The sequence below is a fragment of the Eudoraea sp. genome, assembly GCF_049669105.1.
Taxonomy (GTDB): Bacteria; Bacteroidota; Bacteroidia; order Flavobacteriales; family Flavobacteriaceae; genus Eudoraea.
In genome coordinates this window covers 12,885-29,059 of the sequence record NZ_JBATKE010000165.1, presented here as the reverse complement: position 1 = coordinate 29,059, position 16,175 = coordinate 12,885, and the positions used below count along the sequence as shown (strand labels likewise).

Genomic DNA, 16,175 nt, shown 5'->3' with positions numbered 1-16,175 from the left:
TTGGTAAAGTGGTTATTATTGGTTTAATTTTATGACCGGTAATAAGCCCTATAATAAATGAACGTTTCTATTCATCCAAGCTGGCAGAGTCAGCTGCATTCTGAATTCCAACAACCTTATTTTGATTCACTGGTGCGGTTTGTTAGAGATGAATACGCCTCAACTACATGTTTTCCTCAGGGAAATAAAATTTTTGCTGCATTTGACCACTCAAATTTTGAGGCGACCAAAGTGGTAATCATTGGTCAGGATCCTTACCACGGGCCCAACCAGGCCAATGGTCTCTGTTTTTCAGTAAAAGAAGGAATCCGGCATCCACCATCATTAATAAATATATTTAAGGAAATAGAAACGGATATTGGAAAACCATACCCCAAAAGTGGTGACCTCGAACACTGGGCGGACCAGGGTGTTCTATTATTGAATGCCACACTTACTGTAAGGGCGCATAGCGCCGGGAGCCATCAGAATAAGGGATGGGAAGTTTTTACTGATGCCGTTATCCGGAAACTTTCGTACGAAAAGGAAGGACTCGTATTTTTGTTATGGGGTGGATTTGCTAGAAAGAAGATTACATTGATAGATACTTCAAAACATCATATTCTTACCTCAGGACATCCTTCCCCTTTAAGTGCCAACAGAGGTCTGTGGTTTGGCAACAAGCATTTCAGTAAAACAAATGAATTATTAAAGAAGATGGGCAAAGTACCTATAAATTGGTGATCAATTTATCAACGTCAAGTTTGTGACTTATCAAGTCTAGTTTATACAGATAATCCTGTACGTTCTCAATAGCTTCTGCACTTAGCTGTGACTGACTCCATTGGGTTATTCTTAACCATTCACGCACATCTTCTAACTGCTGACCATATTTATTGGATAATGTCCTGTCAATACTTGGAATAAGTTTAAATTCTGTTGTGTAAAGATTAATAATTTCTAAAATATGACGAAGAAGCTCTTTATTCTTTATGAGAAATGATTCAGTAGCAGCGATAACAAAACATGGCCATGGAGTAGGGCAGTCTTCCAATCTTCTAAATATCCCTGCATCAACAACAGGTTTTGTTGTAAAGTGTTCCCACATAAAATAATCTGCTGTTCCCGATTTTAAAGCTTCTATAGCCCCATCCAGAGTGTGTATTATCTCAAATTTCAGAGAAGATGTTTCCCAACCCTGATTTTGGGCATTTACAAAAGACATTAAGTGGCTACCACTACCATATCTGGAAATGGCCACAGTGGTATTTTTCAAATCTTTTACATTCTGGTAAGTGCTGTTGGCCGCAACATGTATTCCCCAATGAAGTGGTGTCGCAATATATTCTTGTACTATTTTTACGGGATTACCTTCAATAATGCTTTTCACAATTCCTTCTGTAAGAATAATGGCTAACTCTGCTTGCCCATTCTCTAACATTTCACTCATTTTCCCTGTGCCTTCCGGAATATCTGTCCATACCAGATCTATTCCTCTTGTTTTAAAAGCACCTTCTTCTATAGCCATTAGCCAGGGAAAATTAAAGTGTTCCGGGACGCCTACAATTTTTACAGTTTTCAATAGGCCGTAAGTTTATCAAGCGTATATTTAATAAGGGAATCAATAGTTTTAACCGGATCTTTGGAAAATTGGCCTGTAATTCTGTTTGCCAGCACGCAATTCATTGATGCTGCTCTGTGCCCCATTAATTTTGCAAGTCCAAAAATTGCAGATGTTTCCATTTCCAGATTAGTAATTCTCATTCCATTATACTCAAAAGAACTTAATTTAGAATTAAGGTCATTATCCTCTAATAATAAGCGAAGCCTTCGTCCCTGCGGTCCATAGAAACCAACGTTGGTACCGGTAAAACCTAAAATAACCTTGTCTGAGCGGAGCTTCTCTGTTAATTGCAGATCTGATTCCACCACATAAGGAATAGACTTGAAGACGGACCATTCTGAATGATCTATAAAAGCAAGCTGCATTTCAGGATGTTGAATATGTTCACTTTCATAAAAATGAAGCACGTTGTCAAAACCAATGGCATATTCACTTAATAAAAAGGAATCTGTTTCTATATCCGGTTGAATTCCACCCGAAGTGCCAATTCTGACTATATCCAGACTAGTTTTGTCTTCTTTTATAGTTCTGGTCCCGAAATCAATATTGACCAGGGCATCAAGCTCATTCATCACAATATCAATATTGTCCGTTCCTATGCCTGTGGATACAACTGAGATTCTGGTGCCGTTAAGCATACCGGTATGTGTGATAAATTCCCTTTTCCCTTTTTGTAATTCAAGCGTGTCAAAATATTTGGAAACTAAAGGAACCCTATTTTGATCGCCAACAACTATAACAGTCTCTGCCAGGTCTTCGGGAAGTAAATTGAGATGGTATATGCTTTTGTCAGCATTAAGAATGAGTTCGGATGCACTCAGCTGCATACTACAGTTTTAAAATTCTGTCGGACTCAGTATTATATAAGAAATTATATTTTAACGCGCCTCCCAGGTAGTCTTCACTGTCTCTTATTTGAGAATAATAATTGGTTTGGCCATCGAGAATTTGTTTCCCTTTTGCGGTAAGTCTTACCGGGTTGAAGGAGGTAAAAAGAGGTCGTAAGCTAGAAATTACCCGCTCGTACTGGGTATCGCCAAAACCATAAAACCCTTGATTTTCAATTAGTTTACCTAACAGCTCCTTTTTAGATTTAGGTTTTTGATGAAGAGAAAATTCCAAGACGCGATTTTCCAATTCGTTTAGACCGTTTTTAATGGTAGGAAACCTTCTGAGGTGAACTTTAATGGCATCTGAGAGATAATCAAATTGATAATTATCAAAATCTATTAGATTTTCTAATCGGATGGGATTATCACTACAATACAATTGCCAGACATAGTCTGCATATTCAATATCGTTCTGGGAAAGCTTTACTTTATTTTCATAAGAATTTAAAAGTTGTTCATCACTCAAGTCATTAAGCCTGTATAAGCGATTTGTTTCGTCTTCATCGCCACTGCACACCAAATAAATTTCGGCATATCGCCGATGTTTTTTAAGCCAACTTAAGACAGCCAGCATATTTATCTGGCAAAATAGGTCGTATTCAAACCAAAGTATAATCTGATCTTGTTGTTTATGATTACAAAGGGAACGATATTCTTTTAGTGTTTTTTCAACAAACCAGGATTTACTAACCTTATAATTTTTATGAAGAAAATCAAAACGCGTTTTCCAAAAGGATTCACTACCCACATTGGTTTCCGTTTTACCCTCACAAAGCATTTCCCGCCAGGTGATTATATCGCCCTTAAGTTTTAGTGTCTTTAACTTTTGGGTGAAACTATCCCCGTTGGTGATATGCAATTGGGAACTCATTATATAGGTTGTTTAGTTTATAACGTTTAAAAGTAACATTTAATCGAAAAAAACAAAAACAAATTAACAGAAAAACCTGTGTAATTTTATAAAAATAAATTATCTCGCCTGTTCAGGAGGATAAAAGCACCCCCAAGTTAACCCCCAACTCGTTTTGTCTTGAATCCCATTTCTTGAAGCAAGGTCATAATTTTGTCCCTGTAATCCCCTTGAATTATGATGGAACTGTTTTTAAATGAGCCTCCAACGCTTAATTTTTTCTTTAAATCCTGCGCTAATTTCTTAAAATCTTGCTCAGCTCCGTTATACCCTTCCAAAATAGTGATCGGTTTACCTTTTCTTTTTTCGTATTTACAAATTATGGGCTCTTCCTGAAGCCATACTTCGCGCTTCTTCTCAGTAATTTTTTCCTCTTCTGAAGAGATGTGTTCGGGGAATAAGTTCTTTAATTGATCTTTTAAATCCATTTCAAGACAATTTTATTTATTGGTAAAACACACAATATTTAAAATAAAAAATATTATAAGTTATTGAAATAAAATTAGTTATATGCGTTTATATAAAGTAATAAATTATTTTTTAATTAAACCAAGATCAATAAGACGTTCATTCAAAAACTCTCCTGCTGTAATATCCTCAAAGCGCTTGGGATGCTCTTCATCAATACAATTTTCAAGGCAATCGAGCGGCATACTACTTATGGGATGCATAAAAAAAGGAATAGAATATCTTGAAGTGCTCCATAATTCACGCGGTGGATTTACTACCCTATGGACAGTTGATTTTAGTTTTTCGTTTGACAAGCGCGAAAGCATATCCCCAACATTGATCATTAACTGATCTGTGGTAGCGATTGCATCAACCCATTCTCCATTATGGTTTTGAACCTGCAGACCTCTGCCATGGGCTCCCATTAGCAAGGTTATGAGGTTAATATCTCCATGAGCTGCTGCTCTTACAGCATTTTTGGGTTCATTTAGTATTGGCGGATAGTGAATGGGTCTTAAAATAGAATTCCCATTTTTAATATACTCATCAAAGTAAGTTTCTTGCAGATCCAAATGAATGGCCAATGCCCTCAGGACATACTTCGCAGTTTTTTCCAACATCTTATAAGTTTCTTTGCCAACTACATTGAATTCTGGTAGCTCTTTTACGGTCACATTTTCAGGATATTCAGCTTCCAATGCGGGGTCATCTTCAACAAATTGCCCAAAATGCCAAAATTCTTTTAGGTCTCCTTCTTTTCTTCCTTTGGCATGTTCTTTCCCAAATGAGGTATAGCCTCTTTGTCCGCCAATACCTTCAATTTCATAAGAATCTTTTATTTCCTGAGACAAATTAAAGAACTTTTTAACTTCATCATATAAATCCTTAACCAGGTCATCAGAAAGAAAATGACCGCTCAGTGCCACAAAACCAATGTTTTCAAATGCGCTGCCTATTTCTTTTATGAATTTTTCTTTTCGCTCCGGATCACCACTTGTATAATCTCTTAGGTCTACGCTGGGTATACTACTCATTGCTATGGTTTTTTAGTAGTTTCAAAGTTAATAAATATTACCTGCAAATATGCAGGGCATTTCTACTGTTTTATTGAGGTCAATTTTGTTACATTTATACCCAAAATACGCCTACAATCTATTCGTTGAAATATGCACTATTTAAGCAAGGGGATTAGTAAAGAAAAACTGCTGGAGCTTTACCGGGCTATGTTGAAGCCAAGGATGATCGAAGAGAAAATGCTAATTCTCTTACGACAGGGAAAGATATCAAAATGGTTTAGCGGTATAGGTCAGGAAGCTATTTCAATAGGAGTTGCCAGTGCTTTAACTAAAGATGAATATATTCTTCCAATGCATAGGAATCTAGGTGTATTTACTACGCGAGGTATACCCTTATTTCGATTATTTGCGCAATGGCAAGGTAAGTCCAGTGGTTTTACTAATGGGCGTGATCGAAGTTTTCACTTTGGAACACAAGAGTACAAAATTGTGGGAATGATTTCTCATCTGGGGCCACAATTAGGGGTGGCAGATGGAATTGCTTTGGCTGATCTTCTGAAAAAGAGACAAAAAGTAACAGCTGTTTTTACCGGTGAAGGTGCTACAAGTGAAGGAGACTTCCATGAGGCTCTAAACGTTGCCGCGGTTTGGGGTTTACCAGTATTATTTTGTGTTGAAAACAATGGTTATGGACTTTCAACGCCAATTTCAGAGCAGTTTAGGTGTGAACATATTGCTGATAAAGGCAAAGGCTATGGAATGGAAGCCTATATTATTAATGGTAATAATATACTTGAGGTCTACAGTAAAGTTAATGAACTATGTGAAAGCATCCGGAAAAAGCCAAGGCCAGTTTTATTGGAGTTCAAAACATTTAGAATGCGCGGACATGAAGAGGCCAGCGGCACTAAATATGTTCCAAAAAAATTGTTGGAGGAGTGGGCAGCCAAGGATCCATTAGAAAATTATGTAGAATATCTGCACGCCCAGGGACTACTTTCTGAAGAGATGGAAGTTGAATTTAAAAAGGAGATTATTCACGAAATAGATGAAAACCTACAGCTCGCTTTCGCGGAAGGACAAGTTCAATTTAACGAAAGCAAAGAATTAAAAGACGTATATAAAGAGTTTGATTATCAAGATATTAAACCAAATAATGAAACGCGTAATATTCGCCTGGTTGATGCAATTTCCGAAAGCTTAAAGCAATCTATGGAAAAGCATGAGAATTTGGTGATACTGGGGCAGGACATCGCTGATTATGGAGGTGTTTTTAAAATAACAGAGGGTTTTGTTGAAGCATTTGGAACAGATCGGGTGAGAAATACGCCTATCTGTGAATCGGCAATTGTATCTGCGGCTATGGGGCTTTCAATTAACGGAATGAAGTGTGTTATGGAAATGCAATTTGCCGATTTTGTTAGTTCGGGTTTTAATCCCTTAGTTAATTACCTGGCCAAGGTCCACTACCGGTGGAATGAAAAGGCGGATGTAGTAGTTAGAATGCCATGTGGAGGAGGAGTAGGAGCCGGTCCTTTTCATTCCCAGACCAATGAGGCCTGGTTTACAAAAACTCCGGGGCTTAAAGTAGTTTATCCTGCTTTCCCTTATGATGCCAAAGGTCTTTTGGCAACAGCCATTAATGATCCAAACCCCGTTTTGTTTTTTGAACACAAGGCACTTTATCGCAGTATATATCAGGAGGTTCCATCGGCATATTATACCTTGCCTTTTGGAGAAGCCGCCCTGTTGAAAGAAGGTGAAGAGGTTTCAATAGTCACATACGGCGCCGGCGTTCACTGGGCTCTGGAATGTTTGGAACAAAACCCGGAAATACAGGCTGATCTTTTAGATTTGCGCACACTCCAACCCTTGGATACTTTTGCTATTTTTGAATCAGTTAAAAAGACAGGTAAACTGATTATTCTGCAAGAGGATAGCTTATTTGGCGGGATTGCAAGTGATATATCTGCCCTGGTTATGGAAGAGTGTTTTGAATTTTTGGATGCCCCTGTTAAACGGGTTGGAAGCCTGGAAACCCCTGTGCCATTTGCAAAATCTTTAGAAAACAATTATCTGCCTAAGGAAAGGTTTCTTAAATCCTTACTCGAGTTAATTAAATATTGAAATATTAATAGAACTTTTAGTTAGTTAAATAAACATATTTTATACTTTTAACACTTCAAAAATCTTCACAAAATTAATTTTATGAAAAACATATTTTATTTGGCACTTACCATGCTCGTAGTTTCATGCTCTGCAACAACTACTGCCAGTTCCCAGTCTTCACAAATGAAGAAAAAAACATTGAAAGGTACCTGGTCCTTAACAAATATTCGCTTTGTTGGTGAAGAAGGGCTGTATAAAGCAGATTTATTTGGAATTGCAGATTCACCCTGCTATAAGGGAGGAGAATGGCTTTTTATTCCTAATAATGGAACTGGCAGATTCTCTATTAACGGATCTGAACGATGCCAGGAGGGTACCCACCGAATACTTTGGTCTTTCTATGAGGCGGGTGACGGAAGTACTGAACTCCAGTTTAAATTGGTGGATGCCAAAAACAAACCTTTGAGCGGAGATAAAAGTGGCTATCGTATGGCAGTTGAGAGCTTAAGTGAATCTAATGCCGTTTTTAGGGTTAAGGTAGATTATGAGGGAAAACCTTTTGATGTTGTCCTGACCTTAGACAAAGTTTCTAACGAGGTAAAGCTTTAAAATTTAACAATAACAAATAGTATTCAGATGACAAGAAAATTTACGAGTTACCTATTGGTTGCAATGATGTTTTTAACTTTAAACAGCAGTTGTAATGCGATAAAAAATTCCAATAAAACACAAAGAGGTGCTGCTATAGGAGGTGCCGGTGGCGCTCTGGTTGGGGGTCTTATTGGAGGGAATATAGGAGGAGCTTTAATTGGCGCTGCCATAGGCGGAGTTGCCGGTGGACTTATCGGTAATAAGATGGATAAACAAGCTCAGAAAATTGAGACTGAAATTCCTGGTGCGGATGTAAAACGGGTAGGTGAAGGAATACACATAATTTTTGACGATAAAAGTGGCGTGAACTTTGCGTTTGACAGTTCCGATTTAACAACGGAAGCCAAGTCTAATCTGGATAAGGTTGCTGAAATATTTTTGGAATTCCCGGATACCAATCTGATGATACAGGGATATACAGATAGTGTGGGTAATGATGATTATAATCTTAAATTATCCAAACGACGGGCAAACGCAGTTGCAGATTATTTGAAAGCAGAAGGCGTGGCATCCAGCAGAATGACTGTTGAGGGTTTTGGCGAAGCGGCACCAAGGTTTGACAATGCTACTAAAGAAGGACAAGCTGGGAACAGAAGAGTGGAAATAGGTGTTTCTGCAAATAAGCAAATGATAGAAGATGCTAAAGCTCAAGCTAATTAATTGATTCTACGGAAAAGAATCATTATTGTTCAAACCCGACTTGCAAGTCGGGTTTTTTCATTTAAAAACCATTATCTTCCAATTGTGGATCACTATGATATTATTATAATAGGTGGTGGATTAGCAGGACTGACAGCTGCTATTCATTTAGGGAATGAGTCATATAGGGTACTGCTTTTGGAACGTTACCCTTATCCACATCACAAAGTATGCGGCGAATATGTATCTAATGAAATAAAACCTTATTTGGCAAATTTGGGAGTTGCACTTCCCAAAACAGTTTCAATTGATACCCTGCAGCTGTCAACGCGAACAGGCAAATCGCTTGAAACAAAATTACCCCTGGGAGGTTTTGGAATAAGCAGATATACTTTTGACCATACCCTTTATAAAAAAGCAATTTCTTCAGGAGTCTCTGTTAAATTTGAAACTGTAAAAAATGTCACTTTTTCAAAAGATACCTTTCGTGTGTTTACAGAAAAAGAAAATACTTATTCAGCTTCAGTAACTTTGGGAGCTTATGGCAAACGATCCGGATTGGATAAACAATTGAATCGAAAATTTATAGGTAAAAAAGCGCCCTGGATTGGGGTAAAGGCACATTATGCTTTTCCTGAATTCCCTGACAACCTGGTAGCCTTGCATAATTTTGAAGGTGGATATGGAGGATTATCTAAAACAGAGTCCGGAGCAGTGAATTTTTGTTATCTGGCCTCATACAAAAGCTTTCAGGTTGAAAAAAATATCGATAATTTTAATTCAAAAGTGGTAGCAAAGAACATATTCCTAAATCAGTTCCTGGAGCAAGCACAACCTCTTTTTGAAGAGCCAATGAGTATTGCACAAGTGTCATTTGATCGGAAACAGCTGGTTGAGCAACATGTTTTAATGTGTGGGGATACTGCGGGTTTAATTCATCCGCTATGTGGAAATGGAATGGCAATGGCAATTCATAGTGCTAAAATTGCATCAGAAAGGATTGATAATTATTTTAAGAATGCAGAATATGGACGAAGTGAAATGGAATCGGATTACAAAAAAGAATGGACGAATTCCTTTAAGCGGCGATTACAGACAGGAAGGATTTTACAATCCGTTTTATTGAGTCCTCGGGCTTCTAACCTGCTTATGGGAACTATAACTAAATCACCCCAACTTATCAGATCACTTATTAAAAGCACTCATGGAAAACCAATATCACTATAATGGATTTGCGATATAGAAACACGGAATCCGAATTAATGGACGACCCAAATGTGGCTATTGATACACTGCAGCAGGTATTTAAGGATATCAATATGAGTAATCGCTTTTTGGGAGGTAATGCAATAACCCTTGGCGAAGTTTGTGAGCTGATAAAAGAATTTCCTGCGGAGCAATATACCATAGTAGATATGGGCTGCGGCGATGGAGAAACTCTTAGAAAGCTGGCAATTTATTTTAGGAAAACTGATGTAGATGTTGTGTTAATAGGTTTGGATCTTAGCGAAAAGGCCCTATCTATTGGACGGACATTATCAGTTGATTTTCCAGAGATTACATTCTTAAAACAAGACATTTTGACCTTGAAGCCAATGGATCTCAACTGCGACATCCTGCTGTGTACGCTTACAATGCATCATTTTAGCAATGAACAAATTCCATTATTCCTATCCCAATTCGCAAAATTGGCAAATATTGGTGTTATTATTAACGACTTACAAAGAAGTGCTCTTGCATATTATCTTTTTAAAGGGTTTAGTGCTATTTTTATAAAAACAAAAATTGCGAAACACGATGGTCTCATCTCTATTAAAAGTGGATTTAAGAAACAAGACTTAATATCTTTTTCAAAAGATTTACCTCATGCAACTCATACTATTAATTGGAAATGGGCTTTTAGATATGTATGGGTGATGCAGACCGCGCAACTAAGCCAATCATATGAATAGTGTACGAATAGCAACCGTGGCAAAAGAATTGCCGCCATACTGCAGAGAAACTAAAGATATCTTGCCTTTTGTTGAGCTATGGCTCAGCGAACAGGAAGAAAGGTTTAGAAGAAAAGTGATAAAGATATTTGAGGGCGCGGCTGTAGATAGACGCTATGGCATTATGAATATTGAAGAAGTGTTTACAGCCACCAGCCTGGAAGCCAAAAACGACATTTATGTAAGGGAGGTAAAAAAAATGGGAACAGCTGTGCTTCAAAAAGCACTTCTTGAGAGCAGCTGGAGTCCCGATTCTCTGGATTATATAATAACAGTAAGCTGTACAGGCATAATGATTCCTTCTTTAGATGCCTATATTGTAAATGATCTTCAATTGAGACAAGATATTATCAGGTTACCGGTTACTGAAATGGGTTGTGCAGCCGGTGTTTCAGGGCTTATTTATGCTGCTAACTTTTTAAGGGCAAATCCTGGCAAACGGGCTGCAGTAATAGCTGTAGAAAGCCCTACCGCAACATTCCAACTAACGGATTACTCTATGGCAAATATGGTTAGTGCCGCTATTTTTGGTGATGGCGCAGCCTGTGTCTTACTTACTTCTGAAGAACAGGCGTCAGGACCGCGTATCGTTGCGGAAGAAATGTATCATTTTAGAAATGCCACACATTTGATGGGGTTTGACCTGACTAATACCGGGCTTAAAATGATCCTGGATTCATCTGTTCCAGAAACCATTGCACAGCACTTTCCTGATATTGTGCATCCGTTTTTGAAAAAAAACGGAACTTCTATTGAGCATGTAGATCATTTAATCTTTCATCCCGGTGGAAAGAAGATTGTCCAAACCGTTGAAGATTTGTTTGGAAAATTAGGAAAAAACATAGATGATACACGCGAAACCTTGCGGTTATATGGCAATATGAGCAGCGCTACGGTGCTTTACGTACTGGAACGATTTCTGTCAAAAGAAATAGGCCCAGGTGAACAGGGATTGATCTTAAGCTTTGGCCCCGGATTTTCCGCACAGCGCATTTTGCTGGAGTGGTAGATATAGAAAATAATGAAAGTGGAAGAAGAAAAAACAAATAATTGGGGATTAATCCTTGGAGGAAGTAAAGGTCTTGGTCTTGCTACGGCCAGAAAGCTCGCAAGGAGTGGGTATAATATCCTGGTGGTCCATCGGGATCGTAATCTGGATATGCCGGGTATAGAAAGCTCTTTTAAAGAAATTGGTTCAGCTGGCGTGTTGTTTAAAAATTTTAATAAAGACGCTATTCAACCCGTAAGCAGAGATGAATTAATACAGGAAATTCAGGACTTTATTCCTGAAGGTCACAAGATCAAAGTATTGGTTCACAGTATTGCAAAGGGTAACCTAAAACCAATGTATGCTATAAATGAACAGGAACTCAGCAGCCAGGATTTTCAGATCACCATAAATGCAATGGCAATTAGTCTATATGACTGGACACAGGGGCTTATAAGAGCAGGTCTTTTTGCTGATGATTCGCGGATCATTGCTTTTACAAGTGAAGGCTCTACAAAAGCCATGTCTAATTATGGAGCAGTTGGAGCGGCAAAAGCTGCCCTGGAGGCTATTGCCAGAAATATGGCCCTGGAATTTGCTATTCTTGGATTAAAAACCAATTGCATACAGGCAGGAGTAACGGATACTGAATCACTGAGGCGGATTCCGGGGAGTGAAAACCTTATAGAGCAGGCTATATCGCGGAATCCGAATACGCGTCTTACCACGCCAGAAGATGTAGCTGATGTGGTCTACCTTTTATGTACAGAAGAGGCCAAATGGATTAATGGAACTGTAATTAAAGTAGATGGAGGTGAAAGTTTAAGATAAATTATGGATGTTATCAAGATCATAGAAAAGCTGCCATATACCAAACCGTTTCTATTTGTGGACACCTTATCTCATATCGATAGTAGTGGCGCTGCAGGTAGTTTTTGTTTTCAGAAGGATCTTGATTTTTATGAAGGTCATTTTAAAGAACGTCCTGTAACCCCCGGTGTTATACTTACTGAATGTTGTGCACAAATTGGATTGGTTTGTCTGGGTATTTTTTTACTTTCGGAAACCCTGGAAACTAAAACGAATGATCTGGATGTGGCCTTCAGCAGTTCTCAAATGGAATTTTATCTCCCGGTATCCCCTGGAGAAACGGTATATGTAAGTTCAGAAAAGCTTTATTTCAGATTCAATAAATTGAAGTGTAAGGTAAAAATGCATAATGCAGCCAGGGAGTTGGTGTGCAAAGGTGAATTGGCCGGAATGATTAAATATTCAACTCATGGAGCATAGGGTAGTGGTTACAGGTTTAGGTATTTGTGCCCCTAATGGAGTTGGACTTAAGGACTTTACCAAAAGCCTGCAGGAGGGTAGTACCGGAATAAGTTTTCAAAAAGAATTAAAAGATTTAAATTTTGGGTGTCAAGTTGCTGGAAAACCAGAACTTACATCAGAATATATAAATAAATACTTCACTCCTTTACAACTTAAAGGTTTAAATGCAAGTGGTTTGGTTTATGGTGTGATAGCAGGCACAGATGCGTGGAATGATGCTGGTTTAAGTAAGGCTGAGGAAGATGAACCTGATTGGGACAGTGGAGTTATTTTTGGAACCGGTATTTTAGGGGTGGATAAATTTAGAGAATCAATTCTCCTGGTAGACGCAGGAGATACACGCAGGTTGGGAAGTACTTCAGTAATACAAACCATGGCAAGCGGCATAAGTGCCTATCTGGGGGGTATACTGGGTTCTGGCAACCAGGTAACTACAAATTCGTCGGCGTGCACAACAGGAACAGAGGGTGTGATTATGGCTTATGACCGGATACGATCAGGAAAAGCAAAACGAATATTAACCGGAAGTTGCAGCGACAGTGGTCCATATGTCTGGGGAGGTTTTGATGCTATGCGCATTCTCCCGCGAAAGTATAATGATACGCCATCTACTGCCAGCAGACCTTTAAGTGCCACAGCCTCTGGTTTTGTTCCCGGGAGTGGGGCAGGGGCATTGGTTTTAGAATCATTACAGAGTGCCAAAGAAAGAGGCGCAAAAATATATGCAGAGGTTTTGGGTGGGTCTATCAACAGTGGAGGTCAAAGAGGAGGGGGTAGTATGACGGCTCCCAATAGCTTATCTGTTCAGAGGTGTATAAAAATGGCCCTGAAGAACTCCGGAATAGAAAGTAAAGATATTGAAGCCATAAACGGTCATTTAACGGCTACTGGAAAAGATCCTGTTGAAGTGCTAAACTGGACCCTGGCTCTGGAACGATCAGGACTCGATTTCCCATATATTAATTCTTTTAAAGGAATTATGGGTCATGGCCTAGCCGCAGCTGGAAGTTTGGAATGTGTAGCAGCAGTATTGCAGTTTAAAGAAGGTCAAGTTTTTGGAAATGTAAATAGTGAAGACTTGCATCCCGAAATAGAAAAACTAGTGGATAAATCCCGTATTCCGGGAAAAACCATAAAATTTAGGCCAAAAACAATCGCAAAAGCTAGTTTTGGCTTTGGAGATGTAAATGCTTGCGTTATTTTTAGGACTTTTAATAATTAAAAAAGATTATGAAAGAAGAAAATTATTATCAACAATTAAAAGGTATTGTTAAACCCTATCTACCAGAGGATGTGACTGTAGATGATATATTACCTGACAGTCATTTTATAAATGAACTTAATATAAATTCAGCCAACCTGGTAGATATTGTTCTGGATGTTGAAGATGCTTTTGAAATCACTCTTGAAAATGATGATATGGATCAAATGCAGACAGTGAATGACGCCATGGCAATTATCGATAAAAAACGAAGTTCTAAATAACTATGAGTTCTTTTAATTCCTGGGCCCTCAGCAAATTAAGGGTAGACAGGAGGCTTATACTTACATATTGCACTGTTTATTTTGCTTGGGGAATGTTGATGAACTGGTTTGGCAATGAGATGGAAATTGCAAGGTTTACATACTGGTGGCAGGTGATAAGTTGCTATATTTTATATATGGTGCCCATCTCATTGTTGTTGCGAAAACTCCCTTTTCACATGCAATATGCATATGGACTAATTGCAATGGGTCTTTTAGAATTTGGAGGCTATTTCTTTAAAACTTCTTATGCGTTTCCTGATAATATGCTGGATCAACTATTTGGGATTCGAAATTTTACGCTGGGGATGGCGCTTTTCTTCGCATTTTATTTTCCTCTGGGAAACTGGGCCGTAGGTAAAACATATGAATTGATTTTTAAAGCAAAAGAATAGATTCAAGGACTTTTTTAGTGATTTAATGTCTTCTGAACTGAGGAATATTAACCAAGTTCAAGTATTAGGTTTATTTCTACCTTGTTCTCTTGACGCCCCTTTTTTATATTGATATTAAAATCAGAACTAAAAAGGGTAGCAGCTCCTCTAAGTGTATTGCCATCTTTCTGAAAATACCAGGTTATTGTTTTAGATATCCCTTTTATGGTTATAGTTCCAATAACCTCCAGACCATTTTCATTGGACGTAACTTCCGTACTTTTAAAAGTAATCGTTGGATATGTTTCTTCATCAAAATATTTACTGCTTTTTAAATGCCAGTCACGTAAAAAATTACCTGTTTTTAAAGTGCTGACAGCAACGGATCCCTCAAATACTGAACTCGTGAGCTCTTCTGAAATAATTTTAGATGAAGACTGAAACCCTTCAATAGTACCATCAACATCTTTGGAAACAAAGACAAATTCAACTCGTGCTGAGGTAACAGATTGTTGTGCATTCAAAACCTGAAGCGTCAACAACAAGAAGATCAGCAATTTTGAATAGTATTTCATAGGATAACTTGATTTTTGTTTTTTACCAAAGATAAATAAATCTCCAAAACGATTAATTGCTTTATTATATCGATTATAGGTCTATAAACAGGGGTGTTTTCTATTTTATTTCATTAAAAATCAGTACTTTGTATGAGAGAACATTTGTAATGAAATTCACTTCTACATCGCATTTAAGTAAATATGGGCTAGTGGTATTTTTATTCACTATGACTACTCTTGGGTACTGTCAGGTAGAGAATAAAAACAGTGATAAGAACGAACTTACGGTTGAAAAGAGAACAGTACTGGAGCGGTTTGATTCAGATCTTGTGATTTCTCCTGAAGAACGGATGAAACTAAAAATGGAGCGGATTGCAACAATTCAAAAAAGGCAGGAGATTATAGATACGTTAAATATCTCTGAAAGACAGCGACGCAGGTTGCTAAAAGAACTTTATCGCTCGCCTTTTTCGGATCAATGGAACAAGGTTATAGCCGACTTAGAGTTTGAGGAAGAAACGCATTAGTTTCCTTGGTTATGGAGAATTCCAATGAAAAAATATTCCTTATCGGAAGTGCAGGTTCAGGCCAGAATTAAACCAAATTTGCCTTTTAAATACTTCAATATTTTTTTTCTCCACCAAGAGCTGACCCTGGTGCTAAAAAAGTTAAGTCTTATAAATAATAGTTAAAATTCCTTTTTTGTGATTTTATGTTGATCATTTTTGTCAAAATTTTCGTACCTTAATTGCACAAATTAATTAAACGCATACCCCCAAAATCACACTATTATGACTGCAACAGGATCCATTCCGAGTGTTCCCATTAATTCCAGCAGCAATAATGCCTTATTGCGTCTGGAACGCAACAACCAAAGACTTCTATCGCTAGAGGAAAAATTAAGATCGTATGTCTGTGAACCTAAAACCCGCAGTCTTTACGATCGATTGGAATCAATAAAACAAAGTCTTGGGAACTTAAAAAATTCAAACCTTGAAATTATCAAGGCGTTAAAGAATCATACGCTGTTCTTTGATGATGCAAAAGACCGCATTAGGGAGCAATTCGATTCCTATCAATCCCTGGAGTTAAAGGTTTTGGAATATATTGGCATGGCCAAACTACACTGCTAATGGCCACT

Annotated in this window: 20 protein-coding genes; 14 read left to right on the top strand and 6 right to left on the bottom strand. The window is 38.0% G+C overall.

The features are described 5' to 3' along the window. Positions 1-57 precede the first annotated feature (57 nt). Positions 58-723 carry a uracil-DNA glycosylase gene (ung, locus tag WBM60_RS13370; protein WP_424260249.1) on the top strand — a complete coding sequence of 222 codons (666 nt, stop codon included), beginning with the start codon at positions 58-60 and terminating at the stop codon, positions 721-723. Here ung and WBM60_RS13365 read toward each other — a convergent pair. The 5 genes from WBM60_RS13365 to WBM60_RS13345 form a co-directional block, all read right to left on the bottom strand. Next, entirely contained in the window at positions 710-1,561 is an 852-nt protein-coding gene (locus WBM60_RS13365) for a substrate-binding domain-containing protein (protein ID WP_424260251.1), read from the bottom strand. The two genes, ung and WBM60_RS13365, sit on opposite strands and share 14 nt — an antisense overlap. Beyond that, the gene (locus tag WBM60_RS13360; protein WP_424260253.1) at positions 1,558-2,430 is read right to left on the bottom strand and encodes a nucleoside phosphorylase; all 873 of its coding nucleotides are present in this window, start codon (positions 2,428-2,430) and stop codon (positions 1,558-1,560) included. The genes WBM60_RS13365 and WBM60_RS13360 overlap by 4 nt, the downstream gene beginning before the upstream one ends. Position 2,431: 1 nt before the next feature. Further along, positions 2,432-3,364 carry a DUF1835 domain-containing protein gene (locus tag WBM60_RS13355; protein ID WP_424260255.1) on the bottom strand — a complete coding sequence of 311 codons (933 nt, stop codon included), beginning with the start codon at positions 3,362-3,364 and terminating at the stop codon, positions 2,432-2,434. A 137-nt stretch (positions 3,365-3,501) separates the two neighbouring features. Continuing rightward, a complete protein-coding gene (locus WBM60_RS13350) occupies positions 3,502-3,831 on the bottom strand; it encodes a translation initiation factor (RefSeq protein ID WP_424260257.1) in 330 nt (109 codons plus the stop codon). A gap of 105 nt (positions 3,832-3,936) precedes the next feature. After that, positions 3,937-4,887 (bottom strand): isopenicillin N synthase family dioxygenase, encoded by a 951-nt coding sequence (locus WBM60_RS13345; protein ID WP_424260259.1) that lies wholly within the window; start codon positions 4,885-4,887, stop codon positions 3,937-3,939. A 132-nt stretch (positions 4,888-5,019) separates the two neighbouring features. Between WBM60_RS13345 and WBM60_RS13340 the strand changes: the two genes are divergently transcribed. The 11 genes from WBM60_RS13340 (at position 5,020) to WBM60_RS13290 (ending at position 14,498) form a co-directional block, all read left to right on the top strand. After that, a complete protein-coding gene (locus WBM60_RS13340; RefSeq protein ID WP_424278426.1) occupies positions 5,020-6,996 on the top strand; it encodes an alpha-ketoacid dehydrogenase subunit alpha/beta in 1,977 nt (658 codons plus the stop codon). 81 nt (positions 6,997-7,077) lie between these two features. After that, positions 7,078-7,587 carry a hypothetical protein gene (locus tag WBM60_RS13335; RefSeq protein WP_424261307.1) on the top strand — a complete coding sequence of 170 codons (510 nt, stop codon included), beginning with the start codon at positions 7,078-7,080 and terminating at the stop codon, positions 7,585-7,587. A gap of 27 nt (positions 7,588-7,614) precedes the next feature. After that, positions 7,615-8,289, top strand: coding sequence for an OmpA family protein (locus WBM60_RS13330; RefSeq protein WP_424261309.1), 675 nt, complete (start codon positions 7,615-7,617; stop codon positions 8,287-8,289). Then, positions 8,290-9,495, top strand: coding sequence for an NAD(P)/FAD-dependent oxidoreductase (locus WBM60_RS13325; protein ID WP_424261311.1), 1,206 nt, complete (start codon positions 8,290-8,292; stop codon positions 9,493-9,495). After that, complete coding sequence (locus tag WBM60_RS13320; protein WP_424261313.1) at positions 9,495-10,220, top strand: methyltransferase domain-containing protein; 726 nt, start codon at positions 9,495-9,497, stop codon at positions 10,218-10,220. The genes WBM60_RS13325 and WBM60_RS13320 overlap by 1 nt, the downstream gene beginning before the upstream one ends. After that, positions 10,213-11,268, top strand: coding sequence for a type III polyketide synthase (locus tag WBM60_RS13315; protein WP_424261315.1), 1,056 nt, complete (start codon positions 10,213-10,215; stop codon positions 11,266-11,268). Before WBM60_RS13320 ends, WBM60_RS13315 begins: the two co-directional genes overlap by 8 nt. Before the next feature lie 12 nt (positions 11,269-11,280). After that, the gene (locus WBM60_RS13310; protein WP_424261317.1) at positions 11,281-12,078 is read left to right on the top strand and encodes an SDR family oxidoreductase; all 798 of its coding nucleotides are present in this window, start codon (positions 11,281-11,283) and stop codon (positions 12,076-12,078) included. A gap of 3 nt (positions 12,079-12,081) precedes the next feature. Then, complete coding sequence (locus WBM60_RS13305; protein WP_424261319.1) at positions 12,082-12,537, top strand: 3-hydroxyacyl-ACP dehydratase FabZ family protein; 456 nt, start codon at positions 12,082-12,084, stop codon at positions 12,535-12,537. Then, entirely contained in the window at positions 12,527-13,801 is a 1,275-nt protein-coding gene (locus WBM60_RS13300; RefSeq protein WP_424261321.1) for a beta-ketoacyl-[acyl-carrier-protein] synthase family protein, read from the top strand. Before WBM60_RS13305 ends, WBM60_RS13300 begins: the two co-directional genes overlap by 11 nt. An 8-nt stretch (positions 13,802-13,809) precedes the next feature. Then, positions 13,810-14,064 (top strand): acyl carrier protein, encoded by a 255-nt coding sequence (locus tag WBM60_RS13295; protein WP_424261323.1) that lies wholly within the window; start codon positions 13,810-13,812, stop codon positions 14,062-14,064. Between the two features lie 2 nt (positions 14,065-14,066). Next, complete coding sequence (locus WBM60_RS13290; RefSeq protein ID WP_424261325.1) at positions 14,067-14,498, top strand: hypothetical protein; 432 nt, start codon at positions 14,067-14,069, stop codon at positions 14,496-14,498. A 47-nt stretch (positions 14,499-14,545) separates the two neighbouring features. Here the strand turns inward: WBM60_RS13290 and WBM60_RS13285 are convergent, their stop codons facing one another. Then, entirely contained in the window at positions 14,546-15,052 is a 507-nt protein-coding gene (locus WBM60_RS13285) for a YceI family protein (RefSeq protein WP_424261327.1), read from the bottom strand. A gap of 128 nt (positions 15,053-15,180) precedes the next feature. Between WBM60_RS13285 and WBM60_RS13280 the strand changes: the two genes are divergently transcribed. Both WBM60_RS13280 and WBM60_RS13275 read left to right on the top strand, forming a co-directional pair. Then, entirely contained in the window at positions 15,181-15,561 is a 381-nt protein-coding gene (locus WBM60_RS13280; protein ID WP_424261329.1) for a hypothetical protein, read from the top strand. A 264-nt stretch (positions 15,562-15,825) separates the two neighbouring features. Next, entirely contained in the window at positions 15,826-16,167 is a 342-nt protein-coding gene (locus WBM60_RS13275; RefSeq protein WP_424261331.1) for a hypothetical protein, read from the top strand. Positions 16,168-16,175: the final 8 nt, after the last annotated feature.

Bases quoted from the DNA above. Each gene is read 5' to 3' on its own strand.
- ung (WP_424260249.1), top strand. From the start codon at position 58: ATGAACGTTTCTATTCATCCAAGCTGGCAGAGTCAGCTGCATTCTGAA.
- WBM60_RS13360 (WP_424260253.1), bottom strand. From the start codon at position 2,430: ATGCAGCTGAGTGCATCCGAACTCATTCTTAATGCTGACAAAAGCATA.
- WBM60_RS13355 (WP_424260255.1), bottom strand. From the start codon at position 3,364: ATGAGTTCCCAATTGCATATCACCAACGGGGATAGTTTCACCCAAAAG.
- WBM60_RS13350 (WP_424260257.1), bottom strand. From the start codon at position 3,831: ATGGATTTAAAAGATCAATTAAAGAACTTATTCCCCGAACACATCTCT.
- WBM60_RS13345 (WP_424260259.1), bottom strand. From the start codon at position 4,887: ATGAGTAGTATACCCAGCGTAGACCTAAGAGATTATACAAGTGGTGAT.
- WBM60_RS13340 (WP_424278426.1), top strand. From the start codon at position 5,020: ATGCACTATTTAAGCAAGGGGATTAGTAAAGAAAAACTGCTGGAGCTT.
- WBM60_RS13335 (WP_424261307.1), top strand. From the start codon at position 7,078: ATGAAAAACATATTTTATTTGGCACTTACCATGCTCGTAGTTTCATGC.
- WBM60_RS13330 (WP_424261309.1), top strand. From the start codon at position 7,615: ATGACAAGAAAATTTACGAGTTACCTATTGGTTGCAATGATGTTTTTA.
- WBM60_RS13320 (WP_424261313.1), top strand. From the start codon at position 9,495: ATGGATTTGCGATATAGAAACACGGAATCCGAATTAATGGACGACCCA.
- WBM60_RS13315 (WP_424261315.1), top strand. From the start codon at position 10,213: ATGAATAGTGTACGAATAGCAACCGTGGCAAAAGAATTGCCGCCATAC.
- WBM60_RS13310 (WP_424261317.1), top strand. From the start codon at position 11,281: ATGAAAGTGGAAGAAGAAAAAACAAATAATTGGGGATTAATCCTTGGA.
- WBM60_RS13305 (WP_424261319.1), top strand. From the start codon at position 12,082: ATGGATGTTATCAAGATCATAGAAAAGCTGCCATATACCAAACCGTTT.
- WBM60_RS13300 (WP_424261321.1), top strand. From the start codon at position 12,527: ATGGAGCATAGGGTAGTGGTTACAGGTTTAGGTATTTGTGCCCCTAAT.
- WBM60_RS13295 (WP_424261323.1), top strand. From the start codon at position 13,810: ATGAAAGAAGAAAATTATTATCAACAATTAAAAGGTATTGTTAAACCC.
- WBM60_RS13290 (WP_424261325.1), top strand. From the start codon at position 14,067: ATGAGTTCTTTTAATTCCTGGGCCCTCAGCAAATTAAGGGTAGACAGG.
- WBM60_RS13285 (WP_424261327.1), bottom strand. From the start codon at position 15,052: ATGAAATACTATTCAAAATTGCTGATCTTCTTGTTGTTGACGCTTCAG.
- WBM60_RS13275 (WP_424261331.1), top strand. From the start codon at position 15,826: ATGACTGCAACAGGATCCATTCCGAGTGTTCCCATTAATTCCAGCAGC.